Source organism: Streptomyces sp. NPDC025721, assembly GCF_055558595.1.
Map to the genome: position 1 here is coordinate 92,158 of NZ_JBVHMF010000026.1, position 25,926 is coordinate 118,083.

Here is a 25,926-nt window from a genome sequence, read left to right on the forward strand (position 1 = left end):
CTGCGGCTTCATGCTCTGAAGGTATACGGAAGCGTTTCCGGGTCGGACCGGGGTGCGGGCGAGGTGCGACGGCGCGTCAAGCGGCCTGCCGCGCGGAGACGTCCTGACATACCCGCTGGTCACCGCAGTGCGTTCAACTTGTGTCACCAGCTACGACGGCTTTGCCCGGATTTCTGGAGCTTCCCCATTCGGGAGGACGCACTCTGTGCACAACTCTTGACATGGATGAAACACAGGGAGAACCATCGCGGTGTGCACCCGGGAGAGCGCTCTCACCTCAACAGGTGGGCGCCCGCCCGGACTTCACCGTTTCAGCAGCATCCTGTCGTCCGGCCACCGCAGTTCGGCCGGACGATCACCGACCCCTGCCCCCCCACGTGTGGAACCAGGAGAGTTGCTCATGCTCGCTCCCCCCTCCGGCTCGACGGCGCTGAGACCATCAGCACCGGCGAATCGGCGTAACACCGCCGCGGCGATCATCACGGCCCTGATCGCCTCGTTGCTCCTCTTCGTACCCTCGCACTCCGCCCGCGCGGCGGACACACTGCTCTCCCAGGGCAAGACCGCGACGGCGTCGTCGACCGAGAACGCGGGCACGCCCGCCTCGGCCGCGGTCGACGGCAACGCCGGCACCCGCTGGTCCAGCGCCGCCTCCGACCCGCAGTGGCTCCAGGTCGACCTCGGCACCACGGCGACCATCAGCTCCGTCACCCTCAACTGGGAGGCGGCGTACGCCAAGGCGTTCAAGATCCAGGTCTCGGCCGACGGCACGAACTGGACCGACGCCTACTCCACCACCACCGCGACCGGTGGTGTCCAGACAGTCGCCGTAAACGCTTCCGGGCGTTATGTCCGTATGTACGGTACGGCGCGCGCGACCGGTTACGGTTACTCGCTCTGGGAGTTCCAGGTCTACGGCAGCACGGGCGGCGGGGGCAACCCGCCGGCCACCGGGACGCTGCTCTCGCAGGGCAAGACCGCCACCGCGTCCTCGACCGAGAACGCGGGCACGCCCGCCTCGGCCGCGGTCGACGGCAACGCCGGCACCCGCTGGTCCAGCGCGGCCAGCGACCCGCAGTGGCTCCAGGTCGACCTGGGCGCGTCCGCGACCATCAGCTCGGTCGCGCTCAACTGGGAGGCGGCGTACGCCAAGTCCTTCAAGATCCAGACCTCGGCCGACGGCACGAACTGGACCGACATCTACTCCACCACCACCGGAACGGGCGGCAACCAGACGCTCACCGTGACCGGCACCGGGCGCTACGTCCGGGTGTACGGCACGGTCCGCGCCACCGGATACGGCTACTCCCTGTGGGAGTTCCAGGTGTTCGGCACCGCGGGCAGCGGCGGTGGCGGCACCGGCCCGATCCAGGGCGGCGGCGACCTCGGCCCCAACGTCAAGGTCTTCGACCCGTCCACGCCCAACCTCCAGGGCCAGCTCGACCAGATCTTCGCCCAGCAGGAGTCCAACCAGTTCGGTGACGCCCGCTACCAGGTCTTCTTCAAGCCGGGTACGTACAACGGCATCAACGACCAGGTCGGCTTCTACACCTCGGTCTCCGGCCTGGGCAAGAACCCGGACGACGTCCAGATCAACGGTGACATCACCGTCGACGCGGGCTGGTTCAACGGCAACGCGACGCAGAACTTCTGGCGCTCGGTGGAGAACCTGGCCATCAAGCCGGTCAGCGGCGACGACCGCTGGGCCGTCGCGCAGGCCGCGCCGTTCCGCCGGATCCACGTCCAGGGCGGTCTGAACCTGGCACCGGCCGGTTACGGCTGGGCGAGTGGCGGCTACATCGCCGACAGCAAGATCGACGGCACCGTGGGCCCGTACTCGCAGCAGCAGTGGTACACCCGCGACAGCTCCATCGGCGGCTGGACCAACGGCGTGTGGAACATGGTGTTCTCGGGTGTGAAGGGCGCTCCGGCGCAGGGCTTCCCGAACCCGGTCTACACGACGCTGGCCACGACGCCGGAGTCGCGTGAGAAGCCGTACATGTACCTGGACGGCAACAACTACTCGGTGTTCGTGCCGAGCCTGCGGCAGAACGCGAGCGGCACCTCCTGGCCCAACACGCCGGGTACGTCGATCCCGCTGACGCAGTTCTACGTGGCGCACCCCGGCGACTCCGCGGCGACCATCAACGCGGCGCTCGCGCAGGGGCTGAACCTGCTGCTCACTCCGGGCATCTACCACGTGGACCAGCCGATCAACGTCACGCGCGCCAACACCGTCGTCCTCGGCCTCGGCTACGCCACGGTCGTCCCGGACAACGGCGTGGACGCGGTGAAGGTCGCCGACGTGGACGGCGTCCGGCTGGCGAGCTTCCTGATCGACGCCGGTGCGGGCAACTCGCCGCAGCTCCTCCAGGTCGGCGCGCCCGGTTCGTCCGCGAACCACTCGGCCAACCCGACCACGGTCCAGGACGTGTTCGCCCGGGTCGGCGGCGCGCGCGCCGCTCAGGCCCAGACCGCGTTCGAGATCAACAGCAATGACGTCATCATCGACCACACCTGGATCTGGCGTGCCGACCACGGCAGCGCGCCGACCGGCTGGAACGTCAACCCGGCCGACATCGGTCTGAAGGTCAACGGCAACAACGTGCTGGCGACCGGCCTGTTCGTGGAGCACTTCAAGAAGTACGACGTGGAGTGGTCCGGTCAGAACGGCAGGACGATCTTCTTCCAGAACGAGAAGGCCTACGACGCCCCGAACCAGGCGGCGGTCCAGAACGGCAGTATCCGCGGGTTCGCGGCCTACAAGGTGGACGACAACGTCACCACCCACGAGGGCTGGGGTCTCGGCAGCTACTGCAACTACACGGCCGATCCGTCGATCATCCAGGACCACGGCTTCGAGGCACCGACCACGGCGGGCGTGAAGTTCCACGACCTGTTGGTCGTCTCGCTCGGCGGCATGGGCCAATACGCCCACGTCATCAACAACACCGGGCCGGGCACGTCGGGCACCTCGACCGTACCGTCCACGGTGACGTCGTACCCGTAACCCCATGACGAAGGCTGTCATGGCGCCTGAGACCCCGTAGGCGCGTCGCCCCACAGGCGCGCCTACGGGCACCACCGAGTGCGAGGGGCCGCCGCCCTGTTCAGGGCGGCGGCCCTTCCGCATGTCCGGGAGCGGGCCGTACGGGTCCGGGCCGCTCGGCGCGTGCGCGCCCGGGCCGCTCGGCGCGTGCCGTCTCGGGCCGCTCGGCGCGTGCCGTCTCGGGCCGCTCGCGCGCGCCGTCTCGGGCCGACTCCGGGTGTTCGGGATCGCACCTAATCAGGTCAGTCGCGGACGCAACAGGCGGTCGTAGCGGCCGACTTCACGCAATATGGCGGCGTCGAATCTGCAATAACCCTTGACCTGTGCGCAAGTTGAGCACAATCCTCGGTGAGCACTCTTGGGCTCCATCCCCCCTGGCACGGGCGGCACCCCACACCGCCCGCCGAACCCGAACGGAGTGGCGATGAGACGACGCCCCCTGCTCTCCAGCGTGCTCGCCATCGCGGTCGCCGCGCTGGCCGCGCTGACCGCCGGACCCCTGCCCGCGCAGTCCGCGTCGGCGGTCGACGCCCGGCCGTGGATGAGCGCGGCCGACACCCCCGCGCAGCGCGCCGACGCTCTGCTGGCGCAGATGACCAACGCCGAGAAGATCACGATGATGCACGGCGGCGCGCAGTGCTCATGGGGCGCCTGCGTGGACGCCAACACCCGTCTCGGCATACCCCAGTTACGCCTCCAGGACGGCCCGGCGGGCGTCGCGGACGGCGCGGGCGGCGTCACACAGCTCCCGGCCCCGGTGGCCGCCGCGGCCTCCTGGGACCGCGACCTGGCCAAGAGCTACGGCCAGGTGATCGGCAACGAGGAGTGGGGCAAGGGCGCCAATGTGGTGCTCGGCCCGACGATCAACATCGTGCGCGACCCGCGCTGGGGCCGCGCCTTCGAGTCACTGGGCGAAGACCCGTATCTGACAGGCCAGTTGGGCGCAGCCGACATCCAGGGCATCCAGAGCCAGGGCCCGATGGCCCAGGTCAAGCACTACGCGGACTACAACCAGGAGACCAACCGCAACAACGCCTCGGACAACGTCATCATGTCCGACCGTACCCAGCGGGAGATCTACCTGCCCGCCTTCGAGGCCGCCGTCAAGCAGGGCCAGGCGTACTCGGTGATGTGTTCCTACGCCTCGGTCGCGGGCACCTTCGCCTGCGAGAACGCCCGGTTGATCCAGCAGGTGCTGGAGGGCGACCTCGGCTTCACCGGCTTCGTCACCTCCGACTGGGGCGGCACCCACTCCACGGTCGCCTCGGCCAACAACGGCCTGGACATGGAGATGAACGGCAGCGACTTCTACGGCACGGCGCTCACCAACGCGGTGGCCTCCGGCCAGGTCTCGCAGGCCACGCTCGACGGGCACGTCCGCCGCATCCTCACCGCGATGTTCGCCTCCGGGCTCTTCGACACCACGCAGACCGGCACCATCACCACGCCGGTCAGCACGGACGCGCACCGGACCACGGCCCGGCAGGTCGCCGAGGAGGGCAGCGTCCTGCTGAAGAACGCCTCCGCCGCGCTGCCGCTGGGCTCCGCGAACAAGAAGATCGCCGTGATCGGCGACGACGCGGGTCCCAACGCCATGACGGCGGGCGGCGGCAGCACGCACGTCGGCTCGTCCTCGGTCGTGACCCCGTACTCGGCGCTGGTCACCCGCGCGGGCAGCGGCGCGAGCGTCAACTACGCCCAGGGGTACGCCTCCCCGAGCGGCGAGATCGTCGACAGCCCGTATCTGACGCCCTCTTCGGGCAGCGGCCACGGCCTGTACGGGCAGTTCTACAACGGGACGTCGATGGGCGGCACGCCGGTCCTCTCGCGGGTCGACCCGACGCTGAACTTCCTGTGGGGCGGCGCCTCTCCGGCGTCCGGTGTCCCGGCGACCGGCTGGTCGGCGAAGTGGACCGGCACGCTGACCCCGCCGACCACCGGCACGTACACCTTCGCCCTGACCAGTGACGACGGCAGCAGGCTGTTCGTCAACGGCCAGCAGATCATCAACAACTGGGCGAATCAGCCGACCACCACGAAGACGGGCACGGTGACGCTCACCGCGGGCCAGCCGGTCAGCGTCGAGATCGACTACTTCCAGGACGGCGGCGGCAGCGAGCTGGAACTGGGCTGGCAGATCCCCAACCAGGACCTGCACGGCGAGGCCGTCACGGCGGCGCGCAACGCGGACACCGCGATCGTCTTCGTGAACAAGGGCGAGGGTGAAGGCGCCGACATCAACGACGTCTCGCTGTCCGGCGACCAGAACCAGCTCGTCACCGATGTCGCGGCGGCCAACCCCAACACCATCGTGGTCGTCAACAGCGGCTCGGCGATCGCCATGCCGTGGGCCAACTCCGTCCGGGGCATCATCGAGAACTGGTATCCGGGCCAGGAGGACGGCAACGCCATCGCCCGGCTCCTCTACGGCGACGTCAACTTCTCCGGCAAGCTGCCGGTGACCTTCCCCGCCTCCCTCGCGGACGTCCCCGCCCACACCCCGGCCCAATGGCCCGGCCAGAACAACACCGTGCAGTACAGCGAGGGCATCAACGTCGGCTACCGCTGGTACGACTCGCAGAACAAGACCCCGGCCTACCCGTTCGGCTTCGGCCTGTCCTACACGACCTTCGGCTACTCGGGCCTGACGGTCGGCGCGCCCGACGCGAACGGCAACGTGGCCGTCGGCTTCGACGTCACCAACACCGGCACACGAGCGGGCGCCGAGGTCGCCCAGGTCTACGTCGGACAGCCCGCCACCACCGGCGAACCGCCCAAGAACCTGCGCGGCTTCCAGCGGGTCAGCCTCAACCCCGGCCAGAGCCAGCACGTCACGGTCACCCTGGACGCCCGCAGCTTCCAGTACTGGACCACCTCCTGGACCAACGCGGCCGGCACCAACGCCGTCTACGTCGGCTCCTCCTCCCGCGACATCCGCCTCACCGGCCAGACCACCATCCCCGCGGGCAACGGCGGCGGGACGGGGAATCCGGGCCAGAGCACCACGGTCAGCCTCAAGGCGCACGCCAACAGCCAGTACGTGACGGCGGAAAGCGCGGGCGCGGCGGCGCTCATCGCCAACCGTACGGCGATCGGCCCCTGGGAGACCTTCGACGCGATCGACCTCGGTTCAGGGACGGTCGCGCTGCGGGCGCACGCCAACAACAAGTACGTGACCACCCCCAACTCCGGGGCCGGTGCGCTGATCGCGAGCAGCAGTACCATCGGCGCCGCCGAGACCTTCGACCTGATCCACGACCCGGACGGCGCGGTGACGCTGCGCGCCCACTCCAACCATCAGTACGTGACGGCGGAGAACGCGGGCGCCGCCGCCCTGATCGCCAACCGTACGGCGATCGGTCCCTGGGAGGAGTTCGACCTGGTCAACGACTGACCTCGGCCGCCGGTCTCGGGCACGCGTGACGGCACCGGCCCCGGTGACCGGTCTCCGTGACCGGTCTCGGTGACCGCTTCGCGTGACCTTCCGGGTGACGGCTCGTCAGGAGCCGTCACCCGGAAGCGCGTACAGGCTCGGGAGGTTCACCACGATCGCCTCCTGGGTGCTGCGGGCGATGACGACCACGGCCTCCTCGGAGTCGTCCGGGTTTTCCTCGCGGTGCGGCACGAAGGGGGGTACGAAGATGTAGTCGCCGGGCGCGGCGCGCAGCCGTACCTCCTCGGGCTCGCCGCCGGAGTCGTCCACGAAGACGAACTCCGGCCGTCCGCTGACGACATAGATCGCGGTCTCCGACTCGCCGTGGTGGTGGTCGGAGGAGGCAGTGGCGGGGGCGACATGGGTCTGGCCCATCCACAGCCGCTCGGACCCGACGGTCCCTCCGCTGATCGCCGCGAACCGCCGCATGCCGCCGGTCTGCGCGGTGTCGCCGTCGAGGCCGTCGGCCTTGATGTGGTGCAGTCGGCTGCGCAGCGAGCCGTGCGAAGGGTCGGAACCGGCCGGGAGATGCGGATGGAATCCCTCACCGGCGATGGTCGGCTGATCGCTCATGGCAGACGACGCTAGAGGGCGTCCGGAAAAGATGTCAAGAGGTGTCCATTACGGCTCACCTGCACAGACGCACCCTTCCGTGGCCGGTGGAGCCGCCCGCGGTGCCGACTTCCGCCGTCCGGCGCGCCATACTGGAGCCATGCATATCTCCGCGAAGGCGGACTACGCCGCGCGGGCCCTCATGGAGCTGGCCTGCGACATCGACCGCCCGCTGACCTGCGAGGCCATCGCCTCCTCGCAGGAGATTCCGTTCCGATTCCTGAAGTCCGTGGTCGGCGAGCTGCGGCGGGCGGGGCTGGTGCGCAGCCAGCGCGGCTGTGAGGGCGGCTACTGGCTGACCAGACCCGCCGCCGAGATCACGCTGCTCGACGTGGTGCGCGCCGTGGACGGCGAGGTGATCACGCTGCGCGGCGAGCCGTTGGCCGAGCTGGCCTATCCGACGCCCGCCACGGGCCTGCCGAGTGTGTGGCGCACGATCGAGGAGGGCGCCGCCGCCGTGCTGGCCGGGGTGACGATCGCCGCGCTGCTGCCGTCCGGGTCGGCCGCGGCCGGCGGCGCACAGGCCGCCGCGCCGGACACCGCTCCGATCGCCGCTCCGGCCGCCCCTTCGGCGGGCGAGGACCGCCTGGCGGGCGTGGCATGACCGGTCCCCCGCCGCCCGGTGGCACCGACCGCCTCCAGGTCACCGAGTACACCGATCCGCTCTGTCCGTGGGCGTGGGGCTCCGAGCCCGTCTTCCGCGCGCTGCGGGCCGCGCTCGGCGAACAGGCGTCATGGCGGCGGGTGTTCGGCATCCTCTTCGACACCGGCGACGACCCGGCGCCCGATCCGGCGGCCGAGACCCGGTGGTACGAGGGCTTCGTCCGGGAGATCAGCGGGCACACCGGGGCTCCGCACGCGGTGCGGCTGAGCCGGGTGGCGGCGACGAGCTGGCCCGCCTCGCTGGTCGCCAAGGCGGCCGAGGCGCAGGGCGGGCAGGTGGCCGACCGGGTGCTGCGGCGGCTGCGCGAGACGATGTTCGTGACCGGCGAGCCCGCCGACACACTGGACCTGGCGCTGGCCGCCGCCGACGGCGTGCCCGGTCTCGACCCCGTACGCCTGGCCGCCGACGCCGCGTCCCCCCGGGTGCTCGCCGCTGTGACGGCCGACCACCGCGAGACGCGCGCCCCGCTGGCCGATGTGCTGACCGTCACAGCGGCGGGGCCGCATCCGGGCACCGCCAAGGAGACCCCGTCGGGAGAGCTGCGGTACGCGCTGCCCACCGTCGTGCTGACCGGGCCGCTCGGGCGTCGCGTGGTGCCCGGCAGGCGCCCGGCGGCGAGCTATCTGGAGGCGGCGCTCGCGGTCGCCCCCGGGGTGTCCGTGTCGGCCGAACAGCCGTCCGCCGAGGCCCTGTTGGCGTACCACCGCAGCCTGACCGGGCCGGAGTGGGAACTGCTGGCGCCGGGGGTCGCGCCGCCCGCGTCGGCCGTCCCGGTGGCCACCGGGAACGGCCCGCTGTGGCTCCACCCGGCCGAGGCCGCGGCATACCCGGCCCCCGTATCCGTACCCCCGCTGCCGCGTTGACCAGCGGGTCTTCCGCGCGCGGTCACCGTTCCACCGAATGAGACACCTTTTGGTGTCCATTGACATCGGCTCACCCCGGCAGTCAGGATGGGCACATGCTTACGACGCACCCCGGTGTGGTGTGCCGCTACGTGGACTTCCTGCGTACCAGCAGCGCTCTCTGTCGCTGACCGTACGCCCGTGGCCCTCGCGCGGCGCCTGACCGCCCCGCAGACCCCAGGCCCCAGGCCCCCGATCGGCCGGCCTGTGTCCAGGCCCGTGCGCCCCGCCCACGCGTCCTCCCGCTCGTCTTTCCGTGGCCCCGTCGTCCCGTGACGTCCACGCCATGACCCCCGCCGTAACCGCCTGAGGCACCCGCCCCCGGCGCGGCACTCCCCTGTCACGCCCACCGCACAGTGCCGCCGCCATGGCGCCGCACCGCGATCCGTGCCGCCTCCGTCCTCGGCGCGCCGGTCTCCTGGCCGTCGCCGAGCGGAACGGCACGCTGTACGCCGCCCCGTCGCGCCGCCCTCACCGTCGAGGGCACCCCCTCGAAACGCACCCTCGAAAGGTGACGCCTCGTCATGAATCGTGCCGCCGTGACCAGTTCCCTTCCCTCCTCCCCGAGCAGACGTTCCTTCCTCGGGCTCGGCCTCGGCGCGGGCGCCGCCCTGGCGCTCGCGGCCTGCGGCAGTGGCAGCGGTACCTCGGGGAGCAGCGCGGGCTCCTCCGTCCTCAAGTGGGGCTGGGCGCTGCCCACTTCGTGGGACCCGGTCTTCTCCTCCGCCGGATGGGACGTGCACTCGCTCTCCCTGGTCTACGCGGGCCTCACGAAGCTCGACCCGCACGGCGCGGCCGTACCTGCGCTCGCCAGCGCGTGGAAGTACAACGCCCTGGGCACGCAGGTGACCTTCACCCTGCGTCCCGGACTGACCTTCTCGGACGGCTCCGCACTGGACGCCACCGCCGTCAAGAAGAGCCTCGACCGCGGCCGTACCGACCCCAAGTCGCTGGTCGCACCGCAGCTCACCTCGGTCAAGGCGGTGTCCGCGCCGAACGCCACGACCGTCGTGATCGACCTGACGCACGCGGACTACCAGCTCCCCAACCTGCTGGCGGGCAAGACCGGGATGGTCGTCAATCCGGCCGCCTTCACCTCGGACGCCGCGGGCATCGCCTCCAAACCGGCCGGCTCGGGACCCTTCACGCTGACCTCGTACACCCAGAACGCCAAGGCCGTCCTGCGGCGCAACCCCACGTACTGGGACGCGGCCTCGATCAAGCTGAACAACTTCGAGCTGTACCCGCTGCCCGACGCCTCCACGGTCGTCGCGGCGCTCCAGTCGGGGCAGTACAACGTGGCGCAGATCCCGGGCAGCCAGGTCGAGGCGGCCAAGGCGGCCGGGCTCGAAGTGCAGGTCATTCCCTCGATGGTGGTCGCCACCCTGGATGTGAACAGCAGCAAGGCGCCGTTCGACGACCCCAAGGTGGTCGAGGCGCTGAAGTACGCGATCGACCGTGAGGCGCTGCTGAAGACCCAGGCGTTCGGCCACGGCGAGGTCAGCTACCAGCCCTTCCCGAAGGGTTACGCGGGGTACGACCCGGCCAGCGCGAATCTCTTCCCGTACGACCCGGAGAAGGCCAAGCGGTTGCTCGCGGAGGCCGGGCACGCGGGCGGCCTGGACCTCACGCTGACCACGGGCGCCGCGCAGGGCGAGCCCGAGCAGATCCAGGCGCAGCTCAAGAAGGTCGGGATCAACGCGAAGATCGAGGTCATCCCCGAGGCGCAGTTCACCCAGATCATCTACATCCAGCACGACCGGCAGTTGGCCGTCGACCAGTTCGCAGGCCGCGACTCCGCCGTGCAGGCGTTCCAAGTGCTCTTCGGTGAGCAGGGGTTGATGAATCCGGGCCGCACCACCCCGCCGGAGCTGGCCGCCGCCATCGACAAGGTGACCCGCACTCCGCTCGACTCCCCCGACTACCCGAAGGTCCTCCAGGCCGCGAGCGCCACCGCGGTGCGCACCACGCCCAACGTCTTCCTGTTCACGGTGCCGCGCATCCTCGCCAGGGCCCGCGGGGTGTCGGCGCTGCCCGAGACCACGGTGGTGCAGCGCTTCGAAGGGGTGACCGTCGGATGACGGCGCTCGCCGCCGCGCTGCCCCGGCGGCGGTCGGCACGGGCCCGCCGGGCGCTGATCGCGCCGCGGCCGATCGGTTCCGCGGTGCTCACCACCGCCACCGTGTTCCTGCTGTCGTCGCTGCTGACCTTCGGGCTCGGCGCGCTGTCGAACGCCAACCCCGGCGCGGCGGTGCTCGGCGAGACCGCCACGCCCGCCGACATCGACCGGATGAACCACGCCTTCGGCCTGGACCGGCCGCTGCCGGTGCAGTACGTGAGCTGGCTCGGCCACGCCCTGACCGGCGATCTCGGGCGCTCCTGGTTCACCACGCTCCCGGTCTCCGACAGCGTCTTCCGGGCGCTGCCGGTGGACCTGTCGATCGCCGGTCTCGCCCTGGTGATCGCCGTGCTGCTCGGCGCGGCGGGCGGGATCGCCGCCGCGTACAGCAACGGCGGGCGGCTGGACCGCGCGATCACGGCGGCCTGCTCGGTGCTCGGTACGCTGCCGGCCTTCGTCGTCGCGATCGGTCTGATCGCGGTGGTGTCGGTGAAGCTCGGGTGGCTGCCGTCCGGCGGCTACACCGCCTTCGGCGACGATCCGGCGCAGTGGCTGCGCTTCGCGGCGCTGCCCGCCTTCGCGCTCAGCCTGGACGCCGCCGCGAACGTGGCCCGGCAGCTACGGGCCTCGCTGGTCGGGGAGTTGCGGGCGAATTACGTGACGGGCGCGATGATGCGCGGTCTGTCGGCCCGGCGGGTGCTCTTCGGGCACGTGCTGCGCAACGCGGCGGGACCCGCGCTCACCGTCCTCGGCATGAGCGTGCCGATGCTGATCGGCGGCGCGGTCGTCACCGAGCGGATCTTCAACCTGCCCGGTATCGCGCAGCTCTCCCTCCAGGCGGCCCAGCAGCACGATGTGCCGGTCATCCAGGGCACGCTGCTGGTCACGGTGGCGGTGGTCCTGCTCGCCAACATCGCGATCAACGCCGGTCTGCTGGCGCTCAACCCGGCCGCCCGCAGGGGCCGTTCGAAGGCGAACGCGGCATCGGGAGACGCCGCGCTCGCTGACGGCGCGTCACGTGGCGGTGCCTCATGAGGACGCTGCGCCGCACCGGACGGGTGCCCGCCGCCCGTTTCGCACTGGCCGTACTCGCCGTCGTCGCCCTGCTCGCGGTGCTCGGCGGGGTGATCGCCCCGCAGGACCCGCTCGCGCAGGACACCGCGCGGGTGCTCCAAGGGCCGAGCGGATCGCACCTGTTGGGGACGGACTACCTCGGCAGGGACGTCCTGAGCAGGCTGCTGGCGGGCACCGGCCGCTCCGTGCTCGGCGCGGTCGAGTCGGTCGGCGCGGCGATGGTCCTCGGCGTCGTGCCGGGCCTCGCGTCGCTGTGGCTCGGCCGCGGCTTCGAGTGGGCCGCGCTGCGGGCGGTGGACGCGCTGATGACGCTGCCGTTCACGCTCTTCGCCATCGCCGCGATCGGCGTCTTCGGCAACGGCCTCAACCAGGCGATGCTCGCGCTCGGCGTGCTGCTGGCCCCGCTGTTCTTCCGGGTGTCCCGCGCCGCCGCGCTGGGCCTGAAGCAGGCCCAGTACGTGGAGGCCGCGGAGCTGATGGGCGCCTCGCGCGGCCGGATCCTGCGGACCCACATCGCCGCGAAGGTGCTGCCGACGATCGCCGTGACCACGGCCCACGCGCTGGCGACGGCGCTGCTGACCGTCGCCTCGCTGACCTTCCTCGGCGTCGGCGTCCAGCCGCCCGCCCCGACCTGGGGCGGCATGCTCGCCAGCGACCTGGGCTATCTCGCCCAGCAGCCGTGGGCGCCCGCCCTGCCCGGCGTCCTGATCATGATCACCGTCGGCGCGCTCAATCTGCTCGCGGACGCCGTACGGGACAGCGGCGCCGATGTCGGGGCCGAGCCGCGAGCCGCCCGCGAACCCCAGGGGAGGAAGGCCGATGACCGTGTCGTCGCTGTCTGAGCCGGGCCGCGCCCGCACCGTCGGTGCGACCGGACCCGTACTCACCGTGGACGGGCTGCACATCACCGTCTCCGGCGGTCGCGCCGAGGCCGTCCGCGACGTGTCCTTCACCGTCCACGCGGGCGAGGCCGTCGGCGTCGTCGGCGAGTCGGGCAGCGGCAAGACGCTGACCTGCCGCTCGCTGCTCGGCGTGCTGCCGCCCGGCTGCGAGGTGTCGGCGGGCAGCGCGGTGCTGGCCGGTGCGGATCCCGACGGTACGGAAGCGGTCGGTACGGCGACGGCCGGTGCCTCGGCCGCGGGTGGGTCGGCGGCGGGTGGGTCGGCGGCCGGAAAGGCGTCGCCCGCAAGCTCGTGGCCCACAAGCCGGACGTTCGGCAAGGCGTCCGCCGCGAAGTCCTCGGCCAGGAAGTCGTCGGGCGCCGCCTCGTCGTCCGGTACCGATCTGACCGCGCTCGACAAGCGGCAGTGGGAGCGGCTGCGCGGGGTGGAGCTGGGCGCGGTCTTCCAGGACCCGGCCTCGTATCTCAACCCGGCGCTGACCGTGGGCCGCCAGCTCGCGGAGCCGCTGCGCGTACGCCTCGGTCTGAAGCGGGCGCGGGCGCACGAGCGGGCCGTGGAACTCTTCGCCTCGGTCGGCCTGCGCGATCCCGCCGACGTCTACCACCGGTACCCGCACGAGCTGTCGGGCGGCATGCTGCAACGCGTCCTGATCGCCATCGCGGTCGCCTGCGATCCGCGGCTGCTCGTCGCGGACGAGGCGACGACGGCGCTCGACACCGTCGTGCAGGCCGAAGTCCTCGATCTGCTGGCCCAGTTGCGCGACGAGCGCGGTCTCGCCCTGCTGCTGGTCACCCACGACCTGGCCGTCGTCGCCGAGGTCACCGACCGGGTGCTGGTCTTCTACGCGGGCGAGATCGTCGAGGACGGCCCCACCCAGGACGTCGTCCACCGCCCCGCGCACCCCTACACCGCCGCGCTGCTGCGCGTCGCCTCCCTCGGCGACTGGAACCGCCGCGAGCTGGCCGTCATCCCCGGCCGTCCGCCCGAGGCGGGCGAGGCCCCGGTCGGCTGCCGGTTCGCCGACCGCTGCGCCTTCGCCGAGGACCGCTGCCGTACGCGGCCGGTGCCGCTCACCGCGACCGCCGACGGCCGCCGTGTCCGCTGCGTGCGCGCCGCGGAACTCGCCCTGTCCCCGCCGCCCCTCCAGGAGGTGCCCGCATGACCACCACCCCCGCGGCCCGCACGGCGCCGGTCTCCGACGTCTCCCCGCCCACGGCGGACATCGAGCGGCCGGTCGCGCCGTCCGCGGTGCCCGCCGCCGAACGCGAGACGCGGGCGTCCGCGCCCGCGCTCCAGGTCGAAGGGCTCGGTGTCACCTACCAGCGGCGCCCCGGCCACAGCCACAGCGCCCCCGTGCTGAGCGGTGTGGACCTGGAGGTGACGGCCGGTCAGATCCTCGGGGTGATCGGCGAGACCGGGTCGGGTAAGACGACGCTGGCGCGGGCCGTGGTCGGGCTGGCGCCGGTGGTGGCCGGGCGGATCGGCGTGGCGGGCGTCGAGGTCGGCGCGCTGCGCGGACGGGAGTTGCGCGACCACCGGCGGTCCGGGCTGGTGCAGTACATGTTCCAGGACCCGCTGCGGTCGCTGGACCCGGATCTGACGGTGAACGACCTGGTGGGCGAGCCGTTGGCGGTCGCCGGGGTGGAGCGCGGCGAGCGGCGCGGCGGGGTGGCGGAGGCGCTGCACCGGGTGGGGCTCGACGCGGGCACCCTGGGCGGCCGGATTCCGGCCCAGCTCTCCGGCGGCCAGCGTCAGCGCGTGTCCTTGGCGCGGGCGATCGTCACGCGGCCCGCGTTGCTGCTGGCGGACGAGCCGGTCAGCGCGCTGGACGCCTCGAACCGCAACCATGTGCTGCGGCTGCTGGACGAGTTGCGCCGCGACCTGGGCGTGGCCGTCGTCGTCATCTCGCACGACCTCAGCTCGCTGGCCGGGATCGCCGACCGGATCGCGGTGCTGTACCGGGGGCGACTGGTCGAACAGGGCCCGACCGCCGATGTGCTGGCCCGCCCGCTGCACCCGTACACCGCGCTGCTCACCGCGTCCGCGCCCCGCGTGGACCGCGATCCGTCGAAGCGGCGCGAGCGGCCGGGGCCGCCCGGTGAGGTGCCGGTCTGGGCGGCCGACCCCGGCGCCTGCGTCTTCGCCCACCGCTGCCCGCTGGCGGACGCCGACTGCCGTGCGCAACCGGGCAGTTCTCCGCACTCGGGCGAGCGGGCCGCCGCCTGTCACCACCCGGTCGCCGCCGCCCGCTGACCCGCGCACACCACCAGCAACCCCACGATCTTCGGGAGAGACCCCGTGCCCATCGAATTCATCGGCATCGCCAGCACCCAGCAGTTCAGTGAGACCGGCGCCGCGTCCGGGCCTGTCGTCGACCCCGGCTACCTGACCGAACTGGCCCTGGCGCACGAGGAGTCCGGCTTCGACCGTGTGCTGGTCGCGCACTCCTCCGCGAGCCCCGACGGCTTCACCGTCGCCGACCAGATCCTGAACCGTACGACCCGGCTCGGTGTGCTGCTCGCCCACCGTCCCGGTTTCGTCGCCCCGACGCTCACGGCCCGCAAGTACGCCACGCTCGACGCCTTCCACCCTGGCCGGGTCGCGCTGCACGTCATCACCGGAGGCGACGACGCCGACCAGGCGCGGGACGGCGACCTCAGCGACAAGCCGACCCGCTACCGGCGCACCGACGAGTTCCTCGACGTGGTGCGCAAGGAGTGGGAGTCGGCCGAACCCTTCGACTACGAGGGCGAGTTCTACACCGTGCGCGGCGGCTACTCGTCGGTCCGCCCGGCCGATCCGATCCCGGTGTACTTCGGCGGCGCGTCCGGTGACGCGGTGCGGGTCGGCGGCAAGCACGCGGATGTGTACGCCTTCTGGGGCGAGCCGCTCGCGGGGATCGCCGAGCGCATCCGGCAGGTCCGCGCGGCGGCGTCGCCGTACGGCCGCGACCCGCGGTTCAGCGTCAGCCTGCGCCCGATACCGGCCGCCACGGAGGCCGAGGCGTGGCGCCGCGCCGAGGACGTCCTGCGGCTGACGAAGGAGAAGGCGGGCGAGGTGCGCAAGGCGTTCAACCTCGACCACACCGCACAGGAGGGCTCGCGCAGGCTGCTCGAATACGCCGCCAAGGGCGACGTGCACGACAAGCGGCTGTGGACGGCGGTCGCCAAGGTCACCGGGGCCGCGGGCAACTCCACGGCGCTGGTGGGCAGTTACGAGCAGGTCGCCGAGTCGCTGCTGGACTACGTGGGCCTGGGCGTGTCCACCCTCCTGATCCGCGGCTTCAGCCCGCTGGAGGACGCCCGCGACTACGGCGCCCTGGTGCGGCTGGTCCGCGAGCAGACCGACGGCGCCGCGCTGACCGGAGCGGCTGCCGTATGACCGCCGGGACCGGGAGCGCGCCCTCGGTGGGGAGGAGGGCCGGGGCGGTCACCCCGACGACCTCCCACTGGGGGGCGTTCGGGGTACGGCGGAACGCGGACGGCACGGTCACCGCCGTCCCGCACCCCGCCGACCCCTCGCCGTCACCGCTGCTGCGCGGTGTGCCGGGATCGCTCCGGCACGCCACCCGGATCCGGCGGCCCGCCGCCCGGCGCGGCTGGCTGGAGCACGGCCCCGGTCCCACCTCCGGGCGCGGCGACGAGCCCTTCGTGGAACTCGGCTGGGACGAGGCGCTTGACCTGGCCGCCGCCGAACTGGCTCGGGTCCGCGACGAGTTCGGCAACACGGCGGTGTTCGGCGGCTCGTACGGCTGGGCGAGCGCGGGGCGCTTCCACCACGCGCAGAGCCAACTCCACCGGTTCCTGGCGCAGTTCGGCGGCTACACGGGCTCGCGCAACTCGTACAGCCTGGGCACCTCGCTGGTGCTGCTGCCGTATCTGGTCGGCGACGCGGAGTCGGTGCTGCGGTCCTCGTCCACCTGGCCGACGATCACCGGGCACACCGAACTGATCATCGCCTTCGGCGGAATCCCCGCGAAGAACGTGCATGTCACCCCCGGCGGGGTGACCCGGCACGGCACGCCCGGCCATCTGTCGGCGCTGGCCGCGGCCGGTGCCCGGGTCGCGCTGGTCAGCCCGCTGCGCGACGACCTGCCGGACGGCCTGGACGCCGACTGGTACCCGATCCGCCCGGCGACCGACACCGCGCTGATGCTGGCGCTCGCCCACACCCTGGTCGACGAGGGCCTGTACGACCGGGAGTTCGTCGCCCGCTACTGCGCCGGGGCCGACACCTTCCTGCGCTATCTGCGCGGCGCCGACGACGGCACGGTGAAGGACGCGCGGTGGGCCGCGGCGCTCACCGGCATCCCGGCCGACCGAATCCGCGACCTGGCCCGCAGCGCCGCGCGGCAGCGCACCCTGGTCACCGTCACCTGGTCGTTGCAGCGCATCCAGCACGGCGAGCAGCCGGTGTGGGCGGCGCTCGCGCTGGCCGCGCTGCTCGGCCAGATCGGACTGCCGGGCGGCGGATTCGGCCACGGCTACGGCTCGATGGGCGACGTGGGCGACACCGGTCCGCAGGTCCGGCTGCCGTATCTGCCCCAAGGGCCGAATCCCGTCGCGGAGTTCATCCCCTGCGCCCGGATCGCGGACCTGCTGCTGCGTCCCGGCGAGGAGTACGACTACGACGGCACGCGCCGCCGCTACCCGGACATCCGGCTGGTGCACTGGGCCGGCGGCAACCCCTTCCACCACCATCAGGACCTGGGCAGGCTGCGGCGCGCCTTCGGGCGGCCGGACACCGTGCTGGTGCACGAGACGCACTGGACGGCGACCGCCCGCCACGCCGACCTGGTGTTCCCCGCCACCACGTCCCTGGAGCGCGAGGACATCGGCGGCGGGCGGCGCGACACGCATCTGATCGCCATGCACCGCGCGGTCGAGCCGGTCGGCGAGGCCCGCGACGACCACGCGATCCTGGCCGGTCTGGCCGAACGCCTCGGATTCGGCGAGCGGTTCACCGAGGGACGGGACCCGGCGGGATGGCTGGAGCACCTGTACACCCGGTGGGCCGAGGAGTTGGCGGCCACCGGGGCCGGCGAGCCGCCCGCCTTCGCGGACTTCTGGTCGGCGGGCGAGTGGGAACTGCCGCCGCAGCCCGCCGAGCGCACGCTCTTCGCCAGCTTCAGGGCCGACCCGCTGGGCGCGCCCCTGGCCACCCCCAGCGGCCGGATCGAGCTGACCAGCGCGACGGTGGCCGCCCTCGGGCTGCCCGACTGCCCCGGCCACCCGGCCTGGCTCGAACCCGACGAGTGGCCGGGCGCCCCGGCCGCGGACCGGCTGCCGCTGCTGCTGATCGCGAACCAGCCCGCCAACCGGCTGCACAGTCAGCTCGACACCGGGGCCGCGAGCCTGGACGCCAAGGTCGCCGGGCGCGAGGCGCTGCGGATCCATCCGGCGGACGCGGCGGCCCGTTCGGTCCGCGACGGCGATCTGGTGCGGATCTTCAACGACCGGGGCGCCTGCCTGGCGGGCGCGGTGCTCACCGACCGGGTACGGCCCGGTGTCGTACGGCTGCCGACCGGCGCGTGGTTCGACCCGGTGCCCGGTCACGAGCCGCCGCTGTGCGCGCACGGCAATCCGAACGTGCTGACCGCCGACATCCCCAGCTCCCGGCTCTCCCAGGGCTGCACCGGCCAACACGCCCTGGTCGAGGTCGAGTTGTGGACCGGAGGGCCGCCGCCCGAGGTGACCGTCCGCCGGCCGCCCGCCTTCGCCGACGATCCGCGCGCGGGCCGTACGGCGCACGCGACACCCTCGACGGCCGCCGCGGGACCGACCGCCGCTGACACGTACGCGCCCGGCCCGTACGGCCGCCTCGGACCACCCGAGCCCGGCGACCCCCACTTCGAACGGCCCCACCACAGGAAGGCCACACCGTGACCACCGACCTCGCGTCCTCGTCCGGCACCGGCTCCGCCGCGCCCGCGGACGCCGCCGCCACCGGCCTGCCCGCACCCGACTACGACCGGCTGCCCGAGGTCGCGGCGGCGCTGGCCGCGCGGGCCGGTGAGCACGACCGGGACGCGAGCTTCCCGCACGAGGGCGTGGCCGCCGTGCACGCCGCCGGACTGCTCACCGCGACCGTCGACCGCGGCCACGGCGGCGCGGAGGCCGGTCTCGCCGACACCGTACGCATCCTGCGGGCGCTCGGCGGCGGTGATCCGGCGGTCGCGCTGGTCACGTCGATGACGCTGTTCGCGCACGCGGCGCAGGCCCGCGCCCCGCACTGGCCGCAGGACACCTACGGCGAGCTGCTGGCCGAGTCCGCGCGGCGCCCGGCGCTGGTGAACGCACTGCGGGTGGAGCCCGATCTGGGCAGTCCGGTACGCGGCGGGCTTCCGGCGGCCACCGCGCGGCGGCGCGAGGACCACTGGGAGCTGACCGGGCACAAGATCTTCTCGACCGGCGCGGTGGCGCTGCGCTGGATGATGGTGTGGGCGCGCACCGACGAGGAGCCGGTGCGGACCGGTTCGTTCCTGGTGCGCACCGACTCGCCGGGCATCGAAGTGCGGCCCACCTGGAACCACTTGGGGCTGCGCGCCAGCCGCAGCGACGACGTGCTGTTCGACTCGGTCCGTGTGCCGCTCGGCCGCACCGCCGGGCTCGCGGAGCCCGGCCAGGACGGCGGCCGGGACGTCGTGGGCGGTGCCTGGAACTCGCTGGGCCTGACCGCGCTCTACCTCGGCGTGGCGCGCGCCGCCCTGCGGTGGCTGACCGGTTTCCTGCACGAGCGCGTGCCCAGCGCGCTCGGCGCTCCATTGGCCACGCTGCCGCGCTTCCAGAGCGCGGTCGGCGAGATCGAGGTCCAACTGGCCGGTGCGGAGAGGCTGGTGGCTGCGCTGGCCGAGGCCGTCGACAGCGGCGATCCGCTCGCCGCCGCGGAGGCGGGCGGCGCGAAGGTGCTCGGCACCCGGGCCGCGATCGGTTCGGTCGAGCAGGCCGTCGCGCTGATCGGCAACAACGGCCTGACCAACGACAACCCGCTGCAACGCCATCTGCGGGACGTGCTGTGCTCCCGCGTCCATACCCCGCAGGACGACTCGGTGCTGCTCGGCACCGGGCGCGCCGCCCTCGATCTCGGCGGGTCCGCCCGCTGACCCCCTTTTCGCCTTCTCTTCCGCTCCCTCTCACGAAAGGCCCCAGCAGCCATGCCTGTTGAGTTCATCGGCATGATCGGCACCCGCGACGTCTCCGAGGTCCGTCCTCCGTCCGGGCCGGTCGTCGACCCCGACTACACGCGGCGGTTCGCCCTCGCCCACGAGGAGGCGGGCTTCGACCGCGTCCTGATCGGCTACGGCTCCGGCAGCCCCGACGGTACGCAGGTCGCCGCCCATGTCGCCGCGCACACCGAGCGGTTGGGCCTGCTGGTGGCGCACCGCCCCGGCTTCGTCGCCCCGACCCTTGCGGCCAGGACCTTCGCCACCCTCGACCAGTTCTCCGGCGGGCGCACTGCGGTGCACATCATCACCGGCGGGCACGACGCCGAGCAGCGCAGGGACGGCGACCACCTCGGCAAGGACGACCGCTACGCGCGGACCGACGAATACCTCGACATCCTCAAGTCCGCCTGGACCAGCACGGAACCGGTCAGCCACGAGGGCCGCTTCTACCACTACGAGGACTACCTCTCCGAGGTGCGCCCGGTCACCGAGCCCCGCATCCCGCTGTACTTCGGCGGCTCGTCCGAGGCGGCCTACCGGGTCGGCGGCAAGCACGCCGACGTCTTCGCGCTGTGGGGCGAACCGCTGGCGGAGACGGCGGAGCAGATCGCGTCCGTGCGGGCCGCGGCCGAGGCGGCGGGCCGCACCGAGCCGCCGCGGATCAGCGTCTCCTTCCGGCCGATCCTCGGCCGTACCGAGGAGGAAGCGTGGGACCGCGCGCACCGCATCCTGGACACCATCAACTCCCGCGGCGCGGCCGGCTCGTTCGTCGGCAGCCGCCGCACGACCCTGCCGGTCGGCCCGGACGCCCAGCCGCAGAACACCGGCTCGCAGCGGCTGCTCGCCGCCGCGGCCAAGGGTGAGCTGCACGACCGCGCGCTGTGGACCCCCACCGCCAAGGCGACCGGGGCGGCGGGCAATTCGACCGCCCTGGTCGGCACGCCGGAGACCGTCGCCCAGGCGCTGCTGGACTACGTGGACATCGGCGTCACCACGCTGCTGATCCGCGGCTACGACCCGCTGGACGACGTGATCGACTACGGCCGTGACCTGCTGCCGCTGGTCCGGGCCGAGGTGGCCCGGCGCGACGCGGACGCGACGGGCGTGTCCGGCTCCGCTCCCGCGGTCGCCGCCGTGAGCGGTGCCCGATGAGCGCCCCGGTCGGCCTCGCCGAGGCCACCGGAGACCCGGTGCACCCGCGAGTCCCGAGCCCGCCGGAGGAGGCCGCGCCGGTCGCGGACTGGTACCCGGCCGCGGGCCTGGCGCACCGCGGCACCGTCGTCCTGCTCCCCGGGCGCGGTGAACATCCGGGCGTGTACGAGCGGTTCGGCCGGCGGCTGGCGGCCGACGCGTATGTCGTCCACGTCCTCGACGTGCCCGAGGACGGCGATCCCGAGCCGGTCGCGGGCGCCGTCGAAGCGATCGCGGCGGGCGCGGCCAGGCCGCTGGTGCTGGCCGGTTCCGACAGCGGGGCCCTGCACGCGCTGGCAGCCGCGGGGCGTACGGGCGTCGCACCGGACGCGCTGCTGCTCGCCGGGGCGCCGGAACCGGGCGCGGCGGCCGGGTGGGACGACGAGCTGGCCGTACGCACGGCGTGCCCGACGCACCGGGGGCGGCTGGACGCCGATCCGCTGTTCGTCGCCGGCGCCCTCGCCGCCCCCGTCCCCGGCGCGCTGGCCGAGGCCGCCGACGCGGCGCTCACAGCCGGGCTCCCGTTCCCGGCCCTCGTGCTGCACGGCGCGGCCGACCCGGTCTCCGCGCCGTCCGTCGCACACTCCCTGGCCGCGCGGCTGCCCGCGGCGACCCTGGCCACGGTGACGGACGGCAGGCACGACGTGCTCAACGACATCCAGCACCGCAGTGTCGCCGCCCTCGTCGTCCAGTGGCTGGAGCGGCTGCGTATCGCTCCCTCGCTCCCGCCGATCCTCACGGTGACCCCGGTCGCCGCGCCCTGACGCCCCGCCATGTGCCGGGCCCCGTAAGGGGTCCGGCCACTCCCCTGGCATCCGACCCGGAAGGACCGCCCGTCATGACCGCGACCCCGTCGCTCGCCGCTGCCACCAACTCACCCGTGGATCACACCCGTTCCGCCGCCGGAGCGGTACGTCCGGCCGATCTGCTGCGGCGTACGCTGCGGCGGCAGGCGACGGCGGTGACCGTCGTGACCGTGCCGGGTCCCGCGGGATTCACCGCGACGTCCTTCACCTCGGCATCCCTCGAACCGGCCCTGGTGTCCTTCTACTTGTCCACCACGGCGTCCACGGCGGGCGCCGTCAGGTCGGCCGACCGTTTCGCCGTGCATCTGCTCGGGTCCGACCAGGAGGACCTGGCGCGGGGCTTCGCGCGCAGTGGAGTGGACCGGTTCGCCGGGGTGGACTGGACACCGGACACGGGCGGGCTGCCGCTGCTGTCCGGGGTGCCGGCCTGGCTGACCGCCCGTACCGTGCACGTCCACGACGTCGGCGACCACTTCCTCGTGGTCGGCCATGTGGAGGACGCGGGCGGTCCCGGCGCGGACTCGCCGCTTGTCCACCACGACGGGGCGTTCGGCACCTTCCACACCGACCGGCCCCGCGCGTAACCGCGGCGGGCGTCGCGGGGGGGTCCCGGCGTCAGGCCGCCTTCCGCGCCTCGATGAGGAAGCGGGTCACCGTGGCCGTGAACGACCCCTCGGACGTGATGTGTTCGTGCAGGGCGCGCAGGGTGTCGCGGTGCTCGGCGACCGTGAAGCCGGGGACCATCCAGATGACCTTGCGCAGGTAGTAGACGACCGCGCCGATGTCGTGGAATTCCATCCGCAGCGACTCGGCGCGCAGGTCGACCACCTCGAGTCCGGCCGCGGCGGCGCCCGCACGCGCCAGGTCGGGGTGGCGCGCGCCGCGCACCGCGTCGGGCTGCTCTCCGAGGAAGAACTCCACGAGTTCGAACGCGCTGGCCGGGCCGACCTGCTGGGAGAAGTACGTGCCGCCGGGGCGCAGGACGCGCGCGATCTCGTCCCACCACACCGTCACGGGGTGGCGGCTGGTCACCAGGTCGAACGCCTCGTCGGCGAAGGGCAGCGGGGGCTCGTCCGTGTCCGCGACGACGACCGCGCCGCGCGGGTGCAGCAGCGCGGTCGCCTTGGCCACATTCGGCGGCCACGACTCGGTCGCGGCCATCAGCGGCGGCAGCGCGGGCACCCCGGCGAGCACTTCGCCGCCGCCGGTCTGGATGTCGAGCGCGGCCGACGCCCGGCCGAGACGCTCGCCCATCCGCCGCTGATACCCCCACGACGGCCGCTGCTCGGTGGCCCGCCCGTCCAGCCAGGAGAAGTCCCACCCGTCGACCGACACCGAGTCGGCCTCCGCCACCAGCGCGTCGAAGTCACGTTCCATCCCGGCATCATCGCCGCAGGCCGCCCGCCGGACCACTCCATTAACGCGGACCCCGACCGCCTCGGACCTCGACCAGCCCGAGCTCGGGCCTCGAACACACCCGGGCCGCGACCAGCCCAGGCTTCGACCACCTCGGACCTCGACCACCTCGGACCTCAATCACACCCGGGCCTCGATCAACCGGCGCCTGGACCACGGGCCGTACCTGAGGAGCCGGCCAGCAAGGGGGCCGTCCCGCGCCGGAGGCGGCCCCTGCCGCTCAGCGCACCGGCACCCCGCCGTAGCCCTGGACGATCGGCCGCCAGGTCGGCTGGAACTGGGGAAGGGTCGAGCCCACCGCCCACGCGGTGGGTGTGCCGGGCAGCGGGTGCGGCACGGCGGCCACGCCGAAGAGCGAGGCACCCTGGCCCGCCGCGTCTGTCGCCGCGGGCTCGGCGTGCCAGGCCGCGCCGTCCCAGCGCATGGTGAACGCCGGTGTGGCCAGGCCCTGTTGCTCGCCGACGGCGATCAGGCCGTGCTCGCCGTACGCGGTGACGCCGTGCAGGTCCGCGTGGACGGCGGGCGCCGCGACCTCCGTCCACGTACGCCCGTCCCAGTGCAGGGTCAGCGGGGAGTTCGTGCCGTCCGGCGTGCTGCTCCCACCGACCGCCCACACGTCGTCGGGGCCGAGCACGGCGACGCTCTCCAGCGACTCGCCGCGGCCGGCGGTGTGCGGCGTCGGCACGATCCGCCAGGCCGCGCCGTCCCAGCGCTCGACGAGCGGGCGGCCCTCGCCCCGCGCGTCGTAGACGACGCCGACGGCCCAGACACGACCGTCGCCGTCGGCCGCCGCCCCCGACAGCAGCGCGTCGCCGCCCGGCTCCGGGGTGGCGACCGACGACCAGGCGCGCCCGTTCCAGTGGTACGCCAGCGGGCGCGGCGCGCCGATCCGGTCCTGCGCGGTGACGCCGACCGTCCAGAGGTCGTCCGGGCCGGTGCCCGCGAGCGCCGACGGGTACGCCGACCGGTCGGCGGCCTCCGCGGGCAGCGGGACGTCCTGCCAGCGGCGGCCGTCGAAGTGCTCGGCCAGCGAGCGGTCCTGGAACGCCGCGGCGTCGTTCCAGGAGCCGACGGCCCAGACGTCACGGGCGGACAGCGGCAGTACGGCGTCGAGCTTGCCGTTCGCCGCCGCGCCGCCGGACGGCCGGTGGGCGAGCGGGCCGGTGGCGTTCCACCGGGCGCCGTCGAACCGCTCGGCGACGGGGACGTTCACGCCCGACGGCTCCTCGCGGTAGCCGACCGACCACGCGTCGAGCGAGTCGCGGGCCGCCACGGCGCGCAGTTCCTCGTCCCGCTCGGGCCCGGCCGCGCGGCGGCTGCGCCACCCCGGCAGGTCGGGGCCGCCGGGCGCGGGCGCGGCAGCGGAAGCGTCCGGCACCGGGGCGAAGGCCGAGTCCCGTACCCCGTCGCCGGGCGCCGCCGTCGCCGTAGCCGCGCCCGCTCCCGTTCCGGCGAGCGCCGCCGCAGCCGTGAGGGCCGCCGCGGCGAACACTCCGCCGCGCGCCCGCCTCGGGCCGAGGCCCCGCGTCAGTCGCCGTCCCCGTCGTGTCCGCATCCCGCTGCCGCCTCCGTCGTCGTGTCGCGCGCCGTCCGGGCGTCCGAACGGCCCGGTTCCGGCTTCGACACTGCCCTACGCGGCGGCGCGGGTGCGGCTGCCCACGCCGGGCGTTACGGTGACGCACCGTCAGCGGAGCCGGACGGCGGCGGCCCCGGACGGTGCGTCAGAACTGCACGTCGGCGCAGGAGTAGAAGGCGTTCGCGGTGTCCGCGATGGTCCAGACGCCGACGATGAGCTGCTTGCCGCTCAGCCCGCTGGGGATCGTGCCCTGGTGGACGACGGTGGCGGGCGGCTGGGAGCCGTTGTAGGGGATCTTCAGGAAGGGCGTGGTGTTGAGCATCGCCCGGGTGAGCGGCTTCTTCGGGTCGTACCCGGCCTTGGTCAGGTAGTACGAGAAGTCGGTCGTCGAGTGCCGGGCGGTCAACTTCCAGGTGAAGGTGTAGCTCTGACCGCCCGTCACGTGCGTGGCGGGCCAGCCGCCGTTGCGCGGGTCGTCGAGCTGGGCGAAGCGGCTGTTGGCGCCGCTGCAGATCTTGCCGTCGGCGGGACCACCGGCCGGGAAGCCCTTGGGGCCCTCGACGCTCTGCGGCTCGTACTGGATGTCGCCGCAGTTCGTGACGGTCCCGGCGGCGCACAGCGCCTGGCGGCTGGGCGGGGTGCTGATGTAGCCGTGACTGCTGGCGCTTCCGGTGGCGAGCACGAACGAACCGGCGACGCCGAGCCCGATCACGGCCGCACTGATCTTCTTGCGCATGGCGTACTCCTTGAGAACGTGGGGGAGTTCCGCGGATGTCTACGGTCGTACGCGGCCCGGACCTGCCCGTGCGGCACAAGACCACACCGATCCAGGTCTAGACCAAGTCGCACCCTAGTCCCAGGATTTAGTCATGTCCACACCAAGAATCAGCCGTGCGGCGGCGCAATGTGTCCGCTACGCACGGCGGGGGGGGGGGGGGGGGGGGGGGGGGGGGGGGGGGGGGGGGGGGGGGGGGGGGGGGGGGGGGGGGGGGGGTGGGGTGGGTGGGGAGGGGGAGG

19 protein-coding genes are annotated in these 25,926 nt (G+C 73.3%); 15 read left to right on the forward strand and 4 right to left on the reverse strand.

Features of this window, described 5'->3' with window-relative positions:
* Positions 1 to 400: 400 nt before the first annotated feature.
* Entirely contained in the window at positions 401 to 3,010 is a 2,610-nt protein-coding gene (locus ACZ4EF_RS29265; protein WP_467507076.1) for a discoidin domain-containing protein, read from the forward strand.
* Between the two features lie 463 nt (positions 3,011 to 3,473).
* Complete coding sequence (locus ACZ4EF_RS29270) at positions 3,474 to 6,443, forward strand: glycoside hydrolase family 3 C-terminal domain-containing protein (RefSeq protein WP_467507078.1); 2,970 nt, start codon at positions 3,474 to 3,476, stop codon at positions 6,441 to 6,443.
* Between the two features lie 105 nt (positions 6,444 to 6,548).
* On the opposite strand, the gene ACZ4EF_RS29275 is transcribed toward ACZ4EF_RS29270, so the two are convergent.
* The gene (locus ACZ4EF_RS29275) at positions 6,549 to 7,055 is read right to left on the reverse strand and encodes a cupin domain-containing protein (RefSeq protein WP_355345836.1); all 507 of its coding nucleotides are present in this window, start codon (positions 7,053 to 7,055) and stop codon (positions 6,549 to 6,551) included.
* Between the two features lie 139 nt (positions 7,056 to 7,194).
* Between ACZ4EF_RS29275 and ACZ4EF_RS29280 the strand changes: the two genes are divergently transcribed.
* The 13 genes from ACZ4EF_RS29280 (at position 7,195) to ACZ4EF_RS29340 (ending at position 22,501) form a co-directional block, all read left to right on the forward strand.
* Entirely contained in the window at positions 7,195 to 7,698 is a 504-nt protein-coding gene (locus ACZ4EF_RS29280) for an RrF2 family transcriptional regulator (RefSeq protein ID WP_355345833.1), read from the forward strand.
* The gene (locus tag ACZ4EF_RS29285; protein WP_467507081.1) at positions 7,695 to 8,621 is read left to right on the forward strand and encodes a DsbA family oxidoreductase; all 927 of its coding nucleotides are present in this window, start codon (positions 7,695 to 7,697) and stop codon (positions 8,619 to 8,621) included. Before ACZ4EF_RS29280 ends, ACZ4EF_RS29285 begins: the two co-directional genes overlap by 4 nt.
* A 563-nt stretch (positions 8,622 to 9,184) precedes the next feature.
* Positions 9,185 to 10,741: an ABC transporter substrate-binding protein gene (locus ACZ4EF_RS29290; RefSeq protein ID WP_391162189.1), complete on the forward strand. Its 1,557-nt coding sequence runs from the start codon at positions 9,185 to 9,187 to the stop codon at positions 10,739 to 10,741.
* Complete coding sequence (locus ACZ4EF_RS29295; protein ID WP_355345824.1) at positions 10,738 to 11,814, forward strand: ABC transporter permease; 1,077 nt, start codon at positions 10,738 to 10,740, stop codon at positions 11,812 to 11,814. The genes ACZ4EF_RS29290 and ACZ4EF_RS29295 overlap by 4 nt, the downstream gene beginning before the upstream one ends.
* The gene (locus tag ACZ4EF_RS29300; protein ID WP_391052338.1) at positions 11,811 to 12,695 is read left to right on the forward strand and encodes an ABC transporter permease; all 885 of its coding nucleotides are present in this window, start codon (positions 11,811 to 11,813) and stop codon (positions 12,693 to 12,695) included. The genes ACZ4EF_RS29295 and ACZ4EF_RS29300 overlap by 4 nt, the downstream gene beginning before the upstream one ends.
* Positions 12,679 to 13,917 carry an ABC transporter ATP-binding protein gene (locus tag ACZ4EF_RS29305; protein WP_467507085.1) on the forward strand — a complete coding sequence of 413 codons (1,239 nt, stop codon included), beginning with the start codon at positions 12,679 to 12,681 and terminating at the stop codon, positions 13,915 to 13,917. The genes ACZ4EF_RS29300 and ACZ4EF_RS29305 overlap by 17 nt, the downstream gene beginning before the upstream one ends.
* Positions 13,914 to 15,008 (forward strand): ABC transporter ATP-binding protein, encoded by a 1,095-nt coding sequence (locus tag ACZ4EF_RS29310; RefSeq protein ID WP_467507087.1) that lies wholly within the window; start codon positions 13,914 to 13,916, stop codon positions 15,006 to 15,008. Before ACZ4EF_RS29305 ends, ACZ4EF_RS29310 begins: the two co-directional genes overlap by 4 nt.
* Positions 15,009 to 15,053: 45 nt before the next feature.
* Positions 15,054 to 16,136: an LLM class flavin-dependent oxidoreductase gene (locus tag ACZ4EF_RS29315; RefSeq protein ID WP_355345812.1), complete on the forward strand. Its 1,083-nt coding sequence runs from the start codon at positions 15,054 to 15,056 to the stop codon at positions 16,134 to 16,136.
* Positions 16,133 to 18,640, forward strand: coding sequence for a molybdopterin-dependent oxidoreductase (locus ACZ4EF_RS29320; protein ID WP_467507089.1), 2,508 nt, complete (start codon positions 16,133 to 16,135; stop codon positions 18,638 to 18,640). Before ACZ4EF_RS29315 ends, ACZ4EF_RS29320 begins: the two co-directional genes overlap by 4 nt.
* Positions 18,637 to 19,857 carry an acyl-CoA dehydrogenase family protein gene (locus ACZ4EF_RS29325; protein ID WP_467507091.1) on the forward strand — a complete coding sequence of 407 codons (1,221 nt, stop codon included), beginning with the start codon at positions 18,637 to 18,639 and terminating at the stop codon, positions 19,855 to 19,857. Before ACZ4EF_RS29320 ends, ACZ4EF_RS29325 begins: the two co-directional genes overlap by 4 nt.
* 51 nt (positions 19,858 to 19,908) lie before the next feature.
* A complete protein-coding gene (locus ACZ4EF_RS29330; protein ID WP_355345803.1) occupies positions 19,909 to 21,072 on the forward strand; it encodes an LLM class flavin-dependent oxidoreductase in 1,164 nt (387 codons plus the stop codon).
* Entirely contained in the window at positions 21,069 to 21,875 is an 807-nt protein-coding gene (locus ACZ4EF_RS29335; protein ID WP_467507093.1) for an alpha/beta hydrolase, read from the forward strand. Before ACZ4EF_RS29330 ends, ACZ4EF_RS29335 begins: the two co-directional genes overlap by 4 nt.
* Positions 21,876 to 21,949: 74 nt before the next feature.
* Positions 21,950 to 22,501: a flavin reductase family protein gene (locus tag ACZ4EF_RS29340; protein WP_355345797.1), complete on the forward strand. Its 552-nt coding sequence runs from the start codon at positions 21,950 to 21,952 to the stop codon at positions 22,499 to 22,501.
* A 31-nt stretch (positions 22,502 to 22,532) separates the two neighbouring features.
* Here the strand turns inward: ACZ4EF_RS29340 and ACZ4EF_RS29345 are convergent, their stop codons facing one another.
* The 3 genes from ACZ4EF_RS29345 to ACZ4EF_RS29355 form a co-directional block, all read right to left on the reverse strand.
* Entirely contained in the window at positions 22,533 to 23,294 is a 762-nt protein-coding gene (locus ACZ4EF_RS29345; protein WP_401854251.1) for a class I SAM-dependent methyltransferase, read from the reverse strand.
* A 259-nt stretch (positions 23,295 to 23,553) separates the two neighbouring features.
* Positions 23,554 to 24,888, reverse strand: coding sequence for a hypothetical protein (locus tag ACZ4EF_RS29350; RefSeq protein ID WP_467507096.1), 1,335 nt, complete (start codon positions 24,886 to 24,888; stop codon positions 23,554 to 23,556).
* Positions 24,889 to 25,054: 166 nt separating this feature from the next.
* Positions 25,055 to 25,645, reverse strand: coding sequence for a lytic polysaccharide monooxygenase auxiliary activity family 9 protein (locus tag ACZ4EF_RS29355; RefSeq protein ID WP_355350307.1), 591 nt, complete (start codon positions 25,643 to 25,645; stop codon positions 25,055 to 25,057).
* Positions 25,646 to 25,926 lie beyond the last annotated feature (281 nt).